Source organism: Mycoplasma sp. AC157 (assembly GCF_054343415.1).
Window position 1 is genome coordinate 55,469 of record NZ_JBTGVE010000001.1, and the last position, 19,563, is coordinate 75,031.

A 19,563-nucleotide genomic window follows, 5' to 3' on the forward strand; every position below is an offset into this window, starting at 1 on the left:
TTAAATCAAGGAAAAAGTTATATAATTATACTTATGAAAAAATTAGGTATTTTATTAGACTCATTTGGTGGTATTTCTAAACAAACTATAGAAAATAATGGTTTTGAAATGGTTCCATTGCAATTTACAATAGATGGAAAAGATTATATAGATAATGGAGAAGAATTAACAAATTTACAAATTTGAGAATTAGTCAAAAAATCTAGCAGTGCTTCCACTTCTTTACCTGCATTAGCAACCATACAAGAAAAACTTAAAAAAATGAATAGCGAATATGAAAATGTTATCGTTTTTTTAACTTCTTCAAAACTTTCATCTACTTATCAAACAGTTTTAGTAGAATCTAAACAATATGGAGACAAATTTCACATTATAGATAATCACTTTTTTACAGATGAAGCACTAGAACTGGGTAAATTTTTAGTTCAAAAATCTAATGAAGGCGTTGAACTAAATAAACTTTTAGAAATATCAAAATGAGTTGCTAAAAAAAGTATGAATTTTTTAATTGTTAAAGATCTAACTTCTTTAATTCGTGGTGGAAGATTAAAGGGAGTAAAAAAACTCTTACTTAATTCTCTTAAATTAATCCCTTTACTCAAAGTAGATGAAGAAGGAATTAATTTTGGTGGATTAAAAAGAACATTAAAAGGTTCTTATGAAAAAGTTTTAGAAAAATTAATCGATTTTATAGGTGGTAAACATAATTTAGAAAATTTTGAATTTAAATTTATGTATGCCAATGATTCAGAAATGAAAAACGAAATTATTAACTTATTTAATAAAGAAAAATTAGAACTTGGAAATATCGAAATAGCTTCTGCTACCGTTATGATACATACTGGAGTAGGTTGTTCTTCATTAGGTATTTGACCTAAATTATCAAAAATTAAAATATAAAAAAATACCCTTATTATTTTTTAGAAAAATTTGCCTTTTGGGTATTTTTTTTATTTAAAATTGCTGTTACTAACATTATTGGAATTATAGAAAAAGAACACAAAATAATTAAAAATATTCTTAAAATAATTCAATATTCAGTAAATTGATAAGTAATTAAAATGACAAATAAAGATAAAATTAATGGGAAATTAAAATTAAAAAAATTTATTTTTAAAACTTTAAGATATACAAAAATTGTTATTATTATAAAAGATAAAATAACATAAGAAAGTCCTATTAAACATAAATATTTATATTCTATGATTTCCTTTTTTTGAATTTCAGGAGAAAATAGAAAATAAATAACTAAAATAGGAATTATAACTATTAAAATAGTAAATAATCAACTTGGAGCTTTTGTAATTCTCATTATTTTTTATAATGTAATTTATGAAGCATTTTTATTATAAAATTATCAATATTTTCACTGGTTGAGTTTTCTTCACCGTATTTTCTATAAGTAACCAAATTATTTTTAATTTCATTATCACCAATAATAATTTGGTATTTTGTCTTCATTAATTGCGCTTCTCTTATTTTTTTATTAATTCTTTCGTCTCTATCATCTAAATCAACATTAAAGTTTAATAATTGTAATTTTTCTTTTATTTTTTTTGCAAATTCTAAGTGTTTATCATTTTGAATTGGAATTACAACAAATTGTCTTGGACTTGCTCAAAATGGTAAATTCCCCTTTGTTTGTTCAAGAACAATAGAAATAAATCTTTCATATGTCCCTATTAAACCTCTATGGATTAAAACTGGAGTTTCCTTTTCATTATTTTCATTTATGAAACTTATTTTAAATTTTTCAGGAAGCAGAAAATCTAACTGTAATGTAGACATAGTAATTTCATGATTTAAAACTGTTTTTACTTGAAAATCAATTTTTGGTCCGTAAAATGCTGCTTCTCCTATTTTTTCTTCATAATCAATATTCAATTCTTTTAAAACTTTTTCCAAATCACTTTCTGCTTGGTTTCACATTTCATCATTATTGAAAAACTTTTCTTTATTTTCAGGATCTCTTTTAGAAAAAGAAACATAATCTAATTTAATATTAAACATATTTAATGTTTCAATAATCATTTTATATAAATGTTTAAATTCATCTACAATTTGACTTTTTCTAGCAAAAATATGACCTTCAGTTAAATCCATACCTCTTACTCTTTCAAGTCCTGTTAAAGCTCCTGATTTTTCATATCTATATAGTCTTGACTGCTCAGAATAACGTATAGGTAGTTCTTTATAACTTCTTTTTTGTCTATCAAATAAAATAATATGATGTGGACAAGTCATAGGACGTGCAATTAATCTTTCATTTTCTACCTCTATAGGTTTAAACATATCATCTTTATAATGTTCTAAATGACCAGAAGTTTTGTAAAGTTCTTCTGAACCAAAATGTGGAGTTAAAACTTCTTTAAATCCATATTTTTTGTCAAAAAATAAAATTCTATTTCTAATTGCATTTCTAATTTTCATTCCATCTTCTAATCAAATAGGAAGTCCTTGGCCTGAAAGGTGTGAAAAAGTAAAAATATTTAATTCTTTCCCAATTTTTCTATGATCTCTTTCTTTTCTTTCTTTTAAAATTTCTAAAAATTGATCTAATTCTTCTTTAGTTTCTCAAGAAGTACCATAAATTCTTGTTAACTGTTCATTTTCTGATTTTCCTCTTCAATATGCACCAGCTATTGATAGTAATTTAAAATGTTTAATTTTTGATGTTGAATCTTCATGACCACCTGAACAAAGGTCTTCAAAAAGAATCTTGTTATTAGAAGGATTTATTAAAGAATAAAAGGTTGCTTCTTGATTTTTAGCAATTATTTCATCATATAATTCTTTTTTAAATGGTTTATCTGTAAAAGAATAATTTTCTCCACTTGTCTTTACCATTTTGTAACCACCAGAAGCTAAACTTTTCATTTTCTTTTCAATTTTATTTAAATCTTCATCACTTATTGGCTTTTCAAATTTAAAATCATAATAAAAACCTTCTTCAGTTGAAGGACCAAATCCTAATTGAACATTTGGATATAATTCAATAACTGCAGCAGCTAATAAGTGACTTGTTGTATGGTTTAATTCTTTATTAAATTTCATTTTATAATCCTATTCTTTCTTTAAATTTTTCAATTGTTTTTAAAGCTACTAAATTAGCTTTTTCTTTTCCTTTTAATGATAATTCTTTTATATCTTTTTTACAATCTCTGTATTTTTCCTGTAAATTAGTTAAAAATTCTTTAACTACAGTAGCAACTGATTCTTTAAATTCTTTATAATTTTTTTCTTTAAATAATGTTTCAGTTTCTTCTAAAGTGATATCTTTCAAAGAACTATAAATCGTTAATAAATTCAATATCCCAGGTTTGTCTTTTGAAATATAAACTTTGTTTTCAGAATCAGTAACAGCTTTCATTATTTTTTTATAAGCAATTTCTGGATCATCCAATAAAAAAATGGAGTCATTTTGATTAGTATTAGACTTGGACATTTTCTTAGTTGGATCTTGTAAACCCATAATTTTTGAACCCGTTTTTTGCACATAAGCTTCTGGTAATTTAAAATTCATTTTATAACTTTTATTTAATCTTTCGGCAATGTTTCTTGTTAATTCTAAATGCTGAATTTGATCAATTCCTACTGGCACAATATCAGCATTATAAAGAAGGATGTCTGAAGCCATTAAAGTAGGATAAATAAAGAGCCCTGTTGGAATTAAATATGTTCCATTTTGATTTTTTATTTTACTACTTTTATCTTTAAATTGTGTCATTCTTGATAGTTCACCCATAGTGGTGTTTACTAAAATAAATCAATTTAAAACCGAATGAGCATCAACATCAGATTGATAAAAAATTGTGCTTTTTTCTGGATCTAAACCACAAGCTAAATATAAAGCAAAAACATCTTCTCTAAATTGTTTTAAATCTTTTCTTTCTATTGGCAACGTTAAACTATGCAAATCAGCGATAAAAATAAAAGATTCATATTCTTCTTGAAGTTTTACTGTATTTTTAATTGCTCCAATATAATTACCCAGTGTTATTTTACCAGTTGCTTGAACGCCTGTTACTAATCTTTTTTTCATATATTAAATTATATAATAATCTATTTAAAATATTCTATTAAAATTTATAATTAAAGAATGATTATAAAAAAATAAAAAGGAGTAATAATATTTTATGGTTTTAAACCATTTTATATTAAAATAATAGTTATATGGAAAAACAAGATTATCAAGCACTTTATAGAACTTATAGACCAACTAAATTCAGTGATGTAAAAGGTCAAGATTTTATAATTAAAACATTAGAAAACATTATCATAAGTAATAAAATCTCTCATGCTTATCTTTTTTCAGGTCCAAGAGGAACTGGAAAAACCACAGTTGCAAAAATTTTTGCAACTGTGGTTAATTGTGCTCATAGAGAAAACATTGATGCTTGTGATTTTTGCATTAGCAACATAAACAAAAATTTTGATATTATCGAAATGGATGCAGCATCAAATAACGGAGTTGATGAAATTAGAGAGTTGAAAGAAAATATTCAAAATTTGCCAACTAATTCTAAATTTAAAATTTATATTATCGATGAAGTTCATATGCTTTCTAAATCAGCATTTAATGCTCTATTAAAAACTCTAGAAGAACCACCAAAGCATATAATTTTTATTCTAGCTACAACAGACCCACAAAAAATACCTTTAACTGTTTTGTCAAGATTACAAAAATTTAATTTTTCTAAAATTAATCAAAACATAATCACAAATCAGTTAGAAGAAATTTTAAATAAAGAAAAAATTTCTTTTGAAATAAAGGCTTTAGAAAAAATAGCAAAACTTTCTGATGGCGGTTTAAGAGATGCACTGTCATTGTTAGAACAAGCAATTTTGTTCTCTAATAATGATTTAACTTTAACAAAAGTGGAAGAAATTTTCTCTCTTATTTCTAATGGTGATTATGTTCAAATATTAAATTATTTAAATAGTAATTCTGTAGAAAAAATTATAGAAATTGCTGACTCGCTTTTTGAAAAGGGTATAGATTTTGCATCATTTATCAACAATTTTTTAATCGTATTGAGAGATTATATAATTTTTTCTAAAACAAAAAAAGTTAATATTTTAGAAACATTATCACAGCAAGAAGTTGAAAATATTAATATAAATATAAAATATGCTTTTAATATTATTACTGAATTAAATAATTCTTTAAAAAATTTATATGTAATTGAAAATAACAAAACTTTTATTGAAATTTTATTATTAAAACTCCTGTTTTTAAATAATAATTCTTCTGATGAAAATTTAAAAAACGAGCAAAAAGAAACAATAAAAGTTGAAAGTATTTCTGAAGTTGCAAAGGCAATAAAAAATTTAGAAATTGACAATTCTGTCAATATTATAAATAAAGAAAATACAACAAATAATTTACACAAAATAGATAATTTATTCTTAGAAGGAAAAGAAATAAAGGAAAATCCTATTAATAGAACTTCTTTAATAAAAGAAAAAACAGAAATAAAGAATGAAAATTTAAATTCAAATATTTTTAAAGAAAGTTTTTTACAAGATGAAATTTCAGAAGAACAAAATGAAGAAATAGAAAATAAAAATACTTCCATATTTCAAATAAATAACAATCCTTCTAAAGATAATAACAATAAAGCAACTCAAGAAATTACTTCAATTTTTTCTCAAGACTTAAATAAAGACTTAACCGATACAACTTTATTAAAAAAAAGTACAGAAGTTATTTTACTTGATAATGAAACTATTGATGAAAAATACCAAGAAACAGAAAATATCATAAATAGTCAAGATTATTTAACACAAACTAAAGAAAACATATATCAAACTAATCAAATTAATTTAGACAACAAAAAAGATGAAGAAAATATACAAACTGAAAAGCATGAAATTAAAGTTTATGATGATTTATCTTTAGAAAATACTGAAAATATAAAAATAGAAACAAAAGAAAAAAAATCTGCATTTTCCCTTTTAGACGATGAAGATGAACCAATACCAGGTCTCAAAACAGAAAGTATAGATATCGGAATTATCGAGGAAGATATTTTAACTGTAGATGAAGTAATTAATTTGTTTGGTTTATTTAAAACCAAAGCAAATTCAAAAGATTTTCTTCAAAAAAGAAAAGAGCAACTAAAGAATTTGGAACTAATTTCTCTTGGCAATAAACAATATGAAGAATACATTAATTACTTATTAGATGTTAAAATTATTACTGCAACTGATAAATTTATTTTAGTTTCTGCTAGTCCAGAAAATGAAAATTCAATTTGAGCTTTAAATAGTGTAAAGTCTCAAATTAATTTTAGAGAGTTAAATAAACTAATTTTTGAAGAAGAAATTCATTTCTTTGCAATATCTAAAGAATTATTTGACTTAGCGTCTCAAAAATGAAAAAGAATGCAAGAATTAAAAACTCTTCCTGATGTTTTTAATGAATTACCAGAAATAGTTTATAAAACTCAAAAAGAAATCGAAGAAGAAAAAATGATTTCCATATTCGGAGATAAATTTAAAAAATAAAAAAGAGGTAAAAATGAATATACAAGAAATGATAAAACAAGCAAAAAAAATGCAAGAAAGTTATACAAAAAAACTTAATGAAGTAAACTCTACAGTTTTTGAATTAGAAAAACAAGGAATAAAATTAGAAATGTATGGGGACAGAACATTAAAATCAATTAATGTGCATGAAGCATTAATTGATCCTGAAGATAAAGAAACACTTGAAGATGTTATTATTTTAGCAATAAATGAACTTGTTGAAAAAATAAATAAAAAACATGATGAAATTGCACCAGCAAACGGAATGATGTAATGATAGGAAGTGAATTTAATGAGTTAGTTGAGAATTTAAAAAAAATTCCTGGAATAACAAAAAAACAGGCTGAAAAAATAGCTTTCTATACTCTAAATCTTAATTATGAAGAGTTAGAAAAATTACTAAATTCTTTTAAGCAACTCAACCAAAATTTAAATAAATGCATTTCATGCAATTTTATTTCCAAAAACAAACAATGCGATATTTGTTTAGATGAAAAAAGGGAGAAAAAATTATTAATAATCGAAAGTGACAATGAATTATTAAAAATAGAACAAAGTGATTTTTATAAAGGAAAATACTTTATTTTCGATATTAAAAACAAAGAAAATTATCAACTTGAAATTGAAAAAATATTGAGTTTTTCTTCTCAATTTCAAGAAATAATAATTGCTCTTTCTCCAACAATTGATGGATTAAAATTAACAAATTTAATTCATAAAAACCTTAAAGAAAAAACTAAAAAAATTATTATTTCTCAAATAGCTTTTGGAATCCCAATGGGTGCTTCATTAGATTATATGGATATAATAACAATCAAAGAATCAATAAACAATAGAAAAGAGTAAAATTATGTTTATAACTTTTGAAGGATTAGATGGTAGTGGAAAATCTACAATTTTAGAAAAATTAAAAAAATATTTTAAAGAAAATTATTCTAATTTATCTTTTGTTTATACAAGAGAACCCGGTGGAAATAATTTAAAAGAAGCAGAAAAAATAAGAGAGATTATTCTTGATCCAACCAACTCCATCGATGCAATGTCTGAAGCAGTTTTATTTGCTGCTTCCAGAAGATTACATTTAGAAAAAATAATTTGACCAAGTTTAAAAGAAAATAAAATTGTTATTTGCGATCGGTATGTAGATTCTTCAATTGCATATCAAGGTGCTGGACAATTAATCGGAACAAACAAAATTAAAGAATTAAACGATATAGTTATTAATGGTACATATCCAAACTATACTTTTTTATTTGATTTATCACCTGAAGAATCAAGAAAAAGATTGATTTCACAAAATAATCATTGTGACGATAGAATAGAAAAAAATGCTCTTGAATTTTTTCAAAGAGTTTATGATTCATATCATCAAATGGCAAAAAGTGATTCAAAACGTTATATAATCATTGATGCTTCAAAATCCGTAGAAACAGTTTTTGAGCAAGTAAAAAATAAAATAGATAAAATTTTGGAGTTATCAAAAAATGGATAATATTGCAAAAACTATAATTGAAAATTCTTTTTCTACAGGTAAAACCTTTCATTCATGAATTATAAATTCTCAAAATAAACAATTAGCAGAAAATATTCTGTTATTTTTAATTTCTAAAATACAAAACACAACCATTGAAAAAATAAACAAAAACTTTTTTCATTTTACAAAGGAAAATCCTTTAGATAAAGATATTTTAAAAGAAGTAATTAAAAAAATGACTACTTCTGCAGAAAAAAACGAAAATAATATTTTAGTTATTGAAAATGTTGAAAATTTACATATTGCTACATTAAATTCATTACTTAAGTTTATTGAAGAACCTAATAAAAATACTTTTATTATTTTTACAACTAAAAACATTAAAGCTGTTTTAAAAACTATAGTATCTAGGTCTTTTGTTTTAAATTTAAAAAATCCAAAACATGAATTATTAACAAAAAACGATGTTATTAATGAATTATTAAGTTTAACAAATAATTCAAAAGATAAAATTGAAAAATTTATTAATTCTTTTGAATCAGAACTACATAAAATAAAAACTACAAAAGATTTTTTTAGTTTTTTAATTTTAAATTGGCAAGAAGAAAATCATTCCGTTTTTTGATTTCTTTTTTTTGCACTTATTAAAAATTTAATTTTAAATAAGCATTCTTTTATTCAAAAACAAACTATTATTAATTTACAAAAAATTTTAAATTTAAGTTACAAAGATTATGAATTCATAATGTTGTTAATTAATGATTTCAATGAAAAAAAACATTATTATATTAATTTTGAACTTCAAAAAATGAATTTTATAGTTCGTTTAAAAGAAAGGTTTTTAAAAAATGAATCAAAATAAACTTTTTATTGTAGGTACTCCTATTGGAAATTTAAAAGATATTACACTAAGGGCTTTAGAAACTTTAGAAATGGTTGATATTATTTTATGTGAAGATACAAGAGTGAGTTTAAAACTTTTAAATCATTACAATATAAAAAATAAAAAATTAATTTCTTATCATAAATTTAATGAAAAAGAAATTACTAATAAAATAATGGATTATTTTTTGGAAAACAAAAAAATAGCTTTAATTAGCGATGCTGGAATGCCTAAAATAAGTGATCCTGGTTATTTTTTAATAAAAAAATGCTATGAATTAAACATTTCTTTAGAAGTTATTCCTGGACCAACTTCTTTTGTTTCTTCTTTTGTTTTATCGCCTTTTGAAGGAAATTTTACTTTTCTTGGTTTTTTAGCTGATAAAAGCAATCAAAGACAAAAAGAGTTTAAATCCTTAACAGAAGGAAACTATATTGCTTATGTTTCACCTTATAAATTAGTTGCTACATTAAAAGATTTGCAAACAATTTTTAATCAAGAAATTGAAGTTTTTTTATCAAAAGAAATAACTAAAATGCATGAAAAACACTATTTTGGTACTGTAGAAAGTGTTTTAAATTCTTTACCTGAAGTTATTAAAGGTGAGTGAACCATTTGTTTTAAATATAAAAAACACACAGAAAAACGCCAAAAGATTAACAAATATCAACAATTTTCCAAAAATTAACTATTTTTTGAATCTTTTTTAATTTATTTTACAGAATATAACATATAATTTTATCACCTAACTATACTTTATTATAGTAGGTAATTTTAGAAAGGATAAAATGAAATTTTTCTTTAAAACAAAAAGCAAAGATAAAGTAGTAGTTAATGACAAAAACTTTAGTGCAAAAGCTAAGTTGATTTTATCAAAAATTTCAGGTGCTTTTTTACTACCTATTGCTGTTATGGCGATAGCTGGATTATTTCTTGGTATAGGTGCTACCATTGAAAATTTATCATCAGGTGGTGGAAAAGTATTTGGGATTTTTATTAAACAATTAGGTCAACCAATTTTTGACGCTTTACCTTTATTATTTGCTGCTGCATTTGTAGTTTCCTTTACAAATGATGCAGGAACAGCTGTCTTTTCAGCTATTGTAGGATACTTTGTATTTTTAGCTTTACAAGTTCCTTTTATATCACCAGTTTATGAAACATTATCTAATAGCAGTCAAGTAACTGCTGGAAATGTTAATAATATTGTAGTAGAAGTTAATAAACAAGGAGAAATTGTTTATAAAGAATTAAAAGGTTATGTAGTTCTTTTTGGTGGTGCTGGTAGAAGTTTAGAATCTTCATTACAAATTGTAAAAAGTAGTTTTGGAATTCTATCTTTACAAACTTCCATTTTCGGATCTATAATTGTAGGTATGTTAATTTCTTATTTATATAATAAATTCTACAAAATCCAATTACCACAAATGATTTCCTTCTTTGGAGGAAAACGTTTTGTACCAATTGTTTCAATCGTTGCTATGATTCCATTAACCTTTTTATTCTTGATCTTTTGACCATGAATAGGTGCTGGACTAACAGCATTTGGTAAACTTTTAAATAAAGCTCCAGTAGGTCTTGAATCACTTGTGTTTGGAATTATTGAAAGATCTTTAATTCCATTTGGATTGCATCATGCATTTTATGCTCCATTATGATACACAAATGTTGGTGGAGATGTGTACTCTTCTTTAGGAGATGCTCTTAAAGAAGGTGGTCCTTTATCTTCTACAAACTATGCATTACAAGAAAACTGAAAAAGTTACATTACAGCAACAGAACTTTATAAATTAATGGCTAAAAACCCAACTAAATGAGCTGGAGACTCTCTAATTTCAAATAGTGCTTTATCATTAGAATTTAACAATGTTGTTTATAATGTAAATGGAAAAACTGAAATTGCTCCTGTATTTACTTTCTTTGAAAAACAACTTGGAATTAAAGTAGGTAGATACTTACAAGGTAAATATCCATTTATGCAATTTGCTTTACCTGCTGCAGCTGCAGCAATGGTAATGGCAGCTCCAAAAGAAAACAGAAAAATAGCATTAAGTAGTGTTGTTCCTTCAGCACTTACTTCATTTGTAACAGGAGTTACAGAACCAATTGAATTTACATTCCTATTCTTAGCTCCTTATATGTTCTGAGGATTCCACGCAATAATGGCTGGATTTGCATTTATGTTTATGAACATTTTAGGTGCTCATATAGGTCAAACTTTCTCTGGTGGAATTCTTGACTTAATCATTTATGGTGCAATTCCTGTATTTAAAGGAACAAACTTCTGATGATGAGCAGTGATTGGTATTGCTTATGCTCCAATTTACTACTTTGTTTTCTACTTTGTAATCAAAAAAATGAATTTAGAAACTCCTGGTAGAGGAAGCAATACTAAATTATTTACAAAAGCAGATTTCAAAAATCAAAAAAGTTCAAAACAAACAACCAAATCTTCTTTAAATGCACAAGAAACTGAAATAGTTCTTGCTTTTGGTGGTTGAGAAAATATTGAAAGTTTTAATAACTGTGCTTCAAGATTAAGATATGATATTCTTGATAAAACAAAAGTAAATGAAGAAAGATTAAAAGCAGCAGGTGCAAAAGGTGTTAAATTTATCGGTGATAAACACGTTCAAGTTATTTTTGGACCAGTTGCTGAACAATTAAATTCAAAAATTAGTTCTCACAAAGGTGAAAAACTTGTTTTAGACAACGAAGAAAAACAAGAAAACGAAATTCAACAAGATACAAATAATAATATGAATTTAGATAACAAAGAAGTTGTTAAATTTAAAAATATTACTTCAGGTACTATTAAAGATATTTCTGAAATAAACGATGGTGTTTTTTCAGAAAAAATGCTTGGTGATGGTGTTATTGTTTCTCCAGATGCAACTAAAAAAATAGTTAAAATTTATTCACCATTTAATGGTGTAGCAACTACTGTATTCCCAACAAAACACGCTTATGGTTTAACCACAAAAGAAGGAATTAATATTTTAATTCATATAGGAATTGACACAGTTAATTTATCTGGAAAAGGTTTCACTTCATTTATTGAACAAGGAAGTGAAGTAAAAGAAGGACAATTAATTGCTGAAGTTGATATGGAATTCTTAAAAACAGCTGTTGAAAAAACTGATATTGTTTATATTGTTACTTCAGATTCAACAAAAACAGAAGTTATTAATAAACAATTGAAAAACTCTTCTAAAGATGAAATTGTCTTTGAAGTAAAATAAAAAACAAAAAAGAGATCATTTAAAATGATTTCTTTTTTTATGCTTTTAATGCTTTAAAAAAGAATTTTTTTTGGTATTATTTTATATTATTAAAATGAAAGATAACATATGAAAAAGAAAAAAATATTTAAAAACTTATATTCTATAGGTCTTATAGCAGTTCCTACTTTCTTAAGTGCTGTTTCTCTATCTTGTTCTGTTCAAAAGAACGAAAATAAAGAAAATCCAAGTGAAACAAACAATAAAGTAAATGTTATTAATTTTAACAATTTAGTTAAATTTAATAATTCTTCTGAGCAATGAGAATTAAATATTGAATTTGATAAAAATGTAAATTCACATTTAGAAATTGAACTACAACTAAAAAATGAAAATGAAGAAAAAGAGTTAAGTAGTGTTTCAATTATAAAAAACGAAAATTATGTAAATGGTAAAATTGCAACTTTTTCCTTTAAAAATAATATTATTCCAAATAAGCCATATTTATTAAAATCAATTAAACAAACCAATCAACAAAATGATAATTTGGAATTTTCCATAAAAGAAGAAATAAACAAAGAAATTGTATTTTCTAATTCAAACATTTCTTTTACAACGAATGAAAAAAATAAGGAAATTGAAACAAGTGATTTTGGTAATACTTTCAATTTAAATTATGACTTATCTTCTAATGATTTAAATAAATACATTTCATTAATTATTTATGAATTAAATAATGATAATATAATAAAAGAAGATTCTAAAATCACAACTGATAAAGAAATTATTAGCAAAAAATGAATAAGTATTCCAAAATTAAAGGAAAATACAAAATATTTAGTTAAATATGCATTAATTTACAATAATGAAAAAGATAGTGATTTTTTTGTCGCTAATCTAGAAAATAATTTTATTATATCAACTCCAAAAGAGATTTTAAATAAGCAAGATGTTGAAATAAAAGAAATTTATTCAAATTTACAAAATGATAAAAGAGTAATGGGTGAATTTTTAGAAAAACGTTCTATGAGAATTACTTACTTTGATGAATTATGAAATGTTTATAGCGATAAGGCTGGTAAAAGATCAGTATTATTTCCGTTTTCTTCAATAAATGGAACAGCTTGAGTTATTGATAAAGATCCTTCTGATTCAGAAAATTTAACTTATTATTTAGCAACAAATATTCATGTTACTAAAGTATTAAAATTTCCACAAGTTTATACAAATTCTTCGCAACTTATTAGTCAAAATAACAATTATAAACAAATAACTGAAGAAAAATTATCAATGCTTAATAATGTTTTTCAAGCTCAAGCTTCACTAAATTATGATGGTTCCATACCTGAAAAAACCTTTACAAATTTATTTCAAAATGAGTTATTTCTTTTAAAACCAAATGACAGTCAAGAATGAAATGATACTAATAAAAATCCAGTTAATACAAAATTAGTTTCTGACATTTTGAAAAAACATTTTTCTTATTACAATCCACAAAAAGACAATGGAGATAATTTTGGTTTCAATTATGACTCTCAAGTAATAAATACAAACTTCCAATCACCTTTCTCTTTTATAGAATCATATGAAATTATGGAACCATTACTTTATGATCATAACTTTAAAAACTATTGAAATCTAGATGCTCAGCATCAACCAACAATAACTAATTATCCAAATTCAGGAACTGATTTTTCAATAATTAAAATTAAACTGAAAAATAACATAGAAAAACCAGAAGCTTTTAAAGAATATGATTTAAATCCAACTTTAATTGGAAATATTCAAAGTGAAGATGGAAATAATTCCAAATTGAATCTAAATGTTTTTGGTTATTCTACAGTTGTAGATTCTCAACAAAATGCATTTGAAAAAAATTCTTTTATTGGAGAAACAACAGCTAAACGATATTTTAATGAATCTTTAATTTCTTTTAACAATTCAACAAATACATTTATTGTTGATCCAAAATATAATGAGTTTGTAACAAAAGAAACATCCATATTAAAAGAAAATATCAATTTTAAAAATTCACAATTAGAGAGCGAAGGAAAGTTTTACTATAATAATGCCAATTTTGAAAATATTTGATATTTAAACGGTGTTGGAATATTAAATTCGTTTTGAACTGGGAGTTCAGGTTCAGCAGTATTTGATAGTAATAAAATTCTTGTTGGATCCCTTTTTGCAACAAATGCTAAAAAACCAGGAACCATTGATAATGAAAATAGTAAAGAAAGAATATTATTTAGTGAAATAAACCCTGAAAATAAAGAAATTAACCCAATTTTATTTTATTTAAATACAAGAACTTCTGAAAATTCTTGACTAAAAAAATATTGAAATTCAATTCAAAAAATATTATCCAAAGAAGGTTATAGAAAAGATTAAAATTTAAGGAGAAAAAATGAAAAATTATAAAAATTATAATGAAATACCAGAAAAATATAAATTTGATTTAGAATTTATTTTAAAAAATAAATCAATTCAAGAATGATTAAATGATTTTGAAAAATATTCTATTCCAGTAATAAAAACAAGTAAAACTAAATTTGAAAATATAGATAAATTTATTGAATATAAAGAAAAACAAAAAGAATTTGATTTATATTTTTCACAAATTTATAACTATTTATCTAACAAAAAAAATACTAATTTAGTTGAACCAGTGGTTTCAACTCATTTTGGTTTGCTGTTAAATAAATACTCAGATTTTATTAAAGAACTTGGTTCTGAAGAAAATGAGTATTTTAAAAATTCACACAAAATAAATGAATGAAAATCAGATCCAAGATTTCAATTATATAATAAAGATGTTGAAGAGATTTTATCTAAAAAAGAACATAAGTATGTAGACGAAGTGGAAAATTATATAACACAAACATCAAAAGGAGAGGTTTCTTTATACCAAACTTTTGCAATTTTAAGAGATTCTGAAACTAAATTCGATGAAATTATAAGTAAAAATAAAAAGTTTACCTTAAATCAATCTACTTACTTTTCATATTTAAAAAGAAAAGATGAAAATATAAGAAAGCAAGCATATACTAACTATTTAAATGGTTTTTTAAATCATAAGCAAACTTTTAGTTCCTTACTTGAACAACATATAAGAAATAAATCTACAGATGCTCTAAATAGAAACTATAATTCTTTGGTTGAAAAAGAAATATCCAATGACAAAGTTCCTTTAGAACTTTTAAATAAACTATTTTCTATTGTTCAATCAAACTCAAATTTATATGATCTTTTTTACAAAACTAAAAAACAATTTTTTAAACAAAAATATAATAAAGATTATAAACCATGAGATTCAATGCTTCCACTTGTAAATATTAAAGAAAAATACTCAGTAGAAGATGCACAATCTTTACTTTTTGAAGCAGTTAAACCGTTGGGAGAAACTTATTTAAATAAAGTGAAAGAAGCAATAAATCAAAGATGAGTTGATTATTTAACAGTTCCTAACAAAAGAAGTGGAGCATATTCAATCGGAAGTCATTATTCACTTGAAAAAAAATATATCCTTATGAATTTTAATGGAACATTAAATTCAGTTGCTACTTTAGCACATGAAATGGGTCATTCAATGCACTCTTGATATTCAGATCAAAATCAGCCTTATGAACACGCAGACTATCCTATTTTTCTTGCTGAAATTGCATCAATTTTCAACGAACTAATGCTTTTTGATTATATGTTTACTAATGCAAAAAATGAAAAATTAAAATTTCATTTGCTTGAAAAATCTATTCAAGATTTTCTTTCAACAGTAGTAAGACAATGTCAATGAGCTAATTATGAATATGAACTTTATAAAAATATTGATAATTCTGTTCCTATGAAAACTTTTGAAAGTTTTGAAAAAATTTATGTTGATGTTTTAAACAAATATACAAATATCAAAAATAAAGAAAAAGTAGGAAATAAAAGCAATATTTATTCAGTAATTGTACCTCATTTTTATTATAATTTCTATGTTTATAAATATGCTATTGGTTATATAGTAGCAAATATTTTCTTCCAAAAATATAAAGAAAATGGTGTTCAAGAATTAGAAAATTACATTAATAAATTTTTAAGTTCTGGTTCCAAAGATTGACCTTTAAACATTTTAAAAGATTCTAATATTGATTTACTCGATAATAACACTTTACAAAAAGCTTTTGACTTACTAAATAATAAAATTAAATTATATAAAACATTAGGTAAGAAAATTTTTAAATAATTTATGAAAAAGAAAATCTGAATTTTAACAAGCACCCCTTTATTTTTAACAACTTTAATTTCTTGTCAAAATAAAGAAATAAATAAAAATGAAGACAAAAATTTTTATATTATAGATGATATAAAATATAAAAATTCAAAAAATTCTTCAGTAGAAATAGAATTAAAATTAAATTCCAATATTAGTACAACAAAAGAAAATATACAAATATATTATAAAAATTCTGATAATCAAGAAATATTAGTTAATAATTCTTTTATAAAGGAAATTCCTTTAGAAAAGAATTTATTAGTATTTGAAATAAATAACTTGACAGCCAATTATGAATACTTTATTTATAAAATAATAATAAATAATCAAGAAGTAAATTTTAATAATTTTAGTACTAAATTTCAACTAGAAATAGCAAATATTGAAATTAATAATTCTTCAGTTTTAAATCAAAGAGAAGAAGTTTCTAATATCAATTTTATTCTTAACAATACTGAATATCTAGAAGAATCTAACCCAATTACTATTGTTGAATTAATTGATGAAGAACAAAATACATATTTATTTGAAGATATTTTACAAAACAATATTTTAAATATAAATTTAAATAAAATCTTATCTTCAAGTTCAAAAACATTAAAAGTTTCAAAAATAAATTTTAAAGATTTAAAAAACAAAATAATAATATCAAATGAAATTTTAAATACTAAATTTACAACTAAAAAAATTAGCAATGAAATAGAAAATAAAGAAGATAATTTTGTTATAGATTTTATAAATTTTAAAAACATTACAGAAAACAGTTTTTTAGTAATATTCCATTTTTCAGAATTTAATTTATCTAATGAAAATCTAAAAACTTTTAAATTAGTATTAAAATCTAAAAATTCTGATGAAGAAGAAAAAGAGATAATAGTAAGTAATTACGAAGTTAATTCTCCTTTTATTGAAATAAATGTAAATGAATTAAAAAGCAATACTCAATACTATATTGATTCTTTTTCTTTAAATAATAAAAATTTAACTATAGAAAAACTTGTAAAAGAAGTAACTACTGCAAAAACTACAATAAAAAACTTTTCAAGTTCAGAATTAATATTTGATGAATCAAAAAATCTTTATTCAATAAAACTTAGTTATGATAAAAACCAATTTTATATTCCTAATAATGCTGTATTTTCCGTGTTTTTATCACCAACAAGTGAAGAAAATAATCTTATAGAATTAACTAATGAAGAAATTTCAAGTGACAACTCTTTTGTATTTTTTAATATAAAAAATCAAATAAAAAAAGGTGTTGAATACAACTTAATAAAAATTCTTTATGAATCAAAAGAAATTTCATTCCCACCTTTATCAATTTTAATTAAAGATAAATTATTTTCCTTCCCAAAACCTGATATTTTAGAAAATAAAACTTTAACTCAAAGTGGTAATATCAATAACCCTAAAATTATTTTTGATAAAAATATTTTCCCAAATAGTGTCCTTCTAGAAAAAACTGATAATAATTTAAATCTAGTAAAAAATTATTTTAATATTGAAATGACAAAAATATTAAAATATATTCAAGGGACTTTTAAATTTAGTGATGAGTTTCCAAAATGAACAAACTTTAGTGATTTTAATAATCCTATTCCTGCTGAAAAACTTTTATCTAAAATACCAGATTTACAAGCAAGATTCAAAGAAGAAAATAATATTTATAAATACGTTAATAAACTTATGCCTATTTTTATTCAATATCAAGAAATTAAATTATCAGGAAACAAAAAAGAAGCAACATTAAAACTTAATTTAAAAAACTTTTTAAATAAACCATTTACTGATAAAAAAATAGGAATTACCTTTGATTTTAGAAAAAAAGATGATTCTTTTGAAACAAAAATTTCTCAAAGAATACTAATAAATTTAGAAGAATTATTAAATAATAAAAATGTTTTAAATAACGAATGAGTAACTGAGTTTTTTGAAGAACCTTTTGTAAAATTTAATTATAATATCGATAATGATTCTAATTTAATTATAAAAATTAAACCAAACGATGAATATAGTGATTATATTCCTGATTTTAGTTTCACTCAAGATGAAACTAAAATTGAAAACAATATTTTTATTTCTAAATATAATACTTTAGTTGATGTTTCATATTTAACAAAAGATGAAGAAGATGAAAATTTCTCACTTGTTCCTGAAACTTATCAATCAGATTTACATGCTAAATTAAGTTCTAATGGACAATATTATTCAAACAAAATTAATAATCCACTTAAATTTAGTAATGGTAAAAGAATTTTAGAACAAGAAACCGACACAAATTTTCAAGAAATTAGAAAAAGAGTTTTTGTTGTTGGTGGTGGAACTTCAACTATGCTTGCAAAAGTTAAACCCAACGATCCAAATGATTATAGATATTTTTTCATAACAAATAGACACGTTAGTGACATTTTAGAAACAAGATGATATGATTCTAGAGTTTTAAAAAAATTTTTAATTCCAGATTTCAACGATTCCAAGGTAAATAGTGCTAATAGTGAAATTTCAATAAATGTAGAAAAAAAATGATTCAATTTTAATTTTTGACAAGCAATAAATCAAACCAAAAGAGATGAAACAAAAGAACAAAATTCAAATAGAAATAATGCTGATATATCAATATCTATAATTGATATTGAACCAATTTTAAAACAAGCAAAATTAGAAAAAAATACCAAAATTATCAATTACTTAAATGAATGACAAAAATTAAAACCACTTAAATTAAGCAAAAAAACTAATTATATTTCCCAAAATAATTATGTAAAATTCTTTGTTAGCAGTTTCCCACAAGATCCTCATCTAAACTTTTCTGGTAGAAGATATAGAGAACATATTATTAATAGAATAGAAAAAGTAACTATAAATGATCAAGCACAAGAATTTGCAAAATATGGTTATTTTAAAACTTTTATTCAATATGATAACAACAATAATAACGATAAATATGATTTAATTTCTGGAGCATCAGGAAGTATAGTTTATGATGAAAGTGGAGAAATGGTTGCTATCTTTATGCAAAATACAGGAGATGATGGTTATGGTTTCGGTTTTCTTTCTTCCTTGGAATTTGACTATTTCGGTTTTGAAACTTCTAGCAACCCTAATTCCTTTAAAAATAAATTATTAAAATCAATAGAATTAGAACCATCAAAATTTGAAATGATTGAAATATAAAAATGCGGATTTCCGCATTTTT

At 23.3% G+C, this 19,563-nt stretch carries 14 protein-coding genes; 11 read left to right on the top strand and 3 right to left on the bottom strand.

What is annotated here, in order from left to right; translation table 4 throughout:
• The first annotated feature begins 33 nt into the window (after positions 1-33).
• The gene (locus tag ACXX84_RS00270) at positions 34-900 is read left to right on the top strand and encodes a DegV family protein (protein ID WP_436359021.1); all 867 of its coding nucleotides are present in this window, start codon (positions 34-36) and stop codon (positions 898-900) included.
• 13 nt (positions 901-913) lie between these two features.
• Here ACXX84_RS00270 and ACXX84_RS00275 read toward each other — a convergent pair whose 3' ends face one another.
• The 3 genes from ACXX84_RS00275 to trpS are packed head-to-tail and all read right to left on the bottom strand — an operon-like array spanning position 914 to position 4,042.
• Positions 914-1,312, bottom strand: a complete 399-nt coding sequence (locus ACXX84_RS00275; protein ID WP_436359020.1) for an MAG3450 family membrane protein — start codon at positions 1,310-1,312, stop codon at positions 914-916.
• Entirely contained in the window at positions 1,312-3,054 is a 1,743-nt protein-coding gene (gene thrS, locus ACXX84_RS00280; RefSeq protein ID WP_458560909.1) for a threonine--tRNA ligase, read from the bottom strand. The genes ACXX84_RS00275 and thrS overlap by 1 nt, the downstream gene beginning before the upstream one ends.
• A gap of 1 nt (position 3,055) precedes the next feature.
• Positions 3,056-4,042: a tryptophan--tRNA ligase gene (gene trpS / locus ACXX84_RS00285; RefSeq protein WP_436359017.1), complete on the bottom strand. Its 987-nt coding sequence runs from the start codon at positions 4,040-4,042 to the stop codon at positions 3,056-3,058.
• 131 nt (positions 4,043-4,173) lie between these two features.
• Between trpS and dnaX the strand changes: the two genes are divergently transcribed.
• The 10 genes from dnaX (at position 4,174) to ACXX84_RS00335 (ending at position 19,541) form a co-directional block, all read left to right on the top strand.
• Entirely contained in the window at positions 4,174-6,510 is a 2,337-nt protein-coding gene (gene dnaX, locus ACXX84_RS00290; protein ID WP_458560908.1) for a DNA polymerase III subunit gamma/tau, read from the top strand.
• A 13-nt stretch (positions 6,511-6,523) separates the two neighbouring features.
• Positions 6,524-6,805, top strand: coding sequence for a YbaB/EbfC family nucleoid-associated protein (locus ACXX84_RS00295; protein ID WP_458559553.1), 282 nt, complete (start codon positions 6,524-6,526; stop codon positions 6,803-6,805).
• Positions 6,805-7,377, top strand: coding sequence for a toprim domain-containing protein (locus ACXX84_RS00300; RefSeq protein ID WP_436359014.1), 573 nt, complete (start codon positions 6,805-6,807; stop codon positions 7,375-7,377). Before ACXX84_RS00295 ends, ACXX84_RS00300 begins: the two co-directional genes overlap by 1 nt.
• Positions 7,378-7,381: 4 nt before the next feature.
• Complete coding sequence (tmk, locus tag ACXX84_RS00305) at positions 7,382-8,023, top strand: dTMP kinase (RefSeq protein WP_436359012.1); 642 nt, start codon at positions 7,382-7,384, stop codon at positions 8,021-8,023.
• Positions 8,016-8,867 (top strand): hypothetical protein, encoded by an 852-nt coding sequence (locus tag ACXX84_RS00310; RefSeq protein ID WP_458560562.1) that lies wholly within the window; start codon positions 8,016-8,018, stop codon positions 8,865-8,867. The genes tmk and ACXX84_RS00310 overlap by 8 nt, the downstream gene beginning before the upstream one ends.
• Positions 8,854-9,576, top strand: coding sequence for a 16S rRNA (cytidine(1402)-2'-O)-methyltransferase (gene rsmI, locus ACXX84_RS00315; protein ID WP_458559551.1), 723 nt, complete (start codon positions 8,854-8,856; stop codon positions 9,574-9,576). Before ACXX84_RS00310 ends, rsmI begins: the two co-directional genes overlap by 14 nt.
• A gap of 100 nt (positions 9,577-9,676) precedes the next feature.
• On the top strand, positions 9,677-12,130 hold the full coding sequence (locus tag ACXX84_RS00320; protein ID WP_458572706.1) for a glucose PTS transporter subunit IIA: 2,454 nt from the start codon (positions 9,677-9,679) through the stop codon (positions 12,128-12,130).
• A gap of 108 nt (positions 12,131-12,238) precedes the next feature.
• Positions 12,239-14,500, top strand: a complete 2,262-nt coding sequence (locus tag ACXX84_RS00325) for a DUF31 family putative serine protease (RefSeq protein ID WP_458572707.1) — start codon at positions 12,239-12,241, stop codon at positions 14,498-14,500.
• Positions 14,501-14,516: 16 nt separating this feature from the next.
• Positions 14,517-16,337, top strand: coding sequence for an oligoendopeptidase F (gene pepF / locus ACXX84_RS00330; protein ID WP_458572708.1), 1,821 nt, complete (start codon positions 14,517-14,519; stop codon positions 16,335-16,337).
• Positions 16,338-16,340: 3 nt separating this feature from the next.
• A complete protein-coding gene (locus ACXX84_RS00335; protein ID WP_458572709.1) occupies positions 16,341-19,541 on the top strand; it encodes a hypothetical protein in 3,201 nt (1,066 codons plus the stop codon).
• The last annotated feature ends 22 nt before the right edge of the window (positions 19,542-19,563 follow it).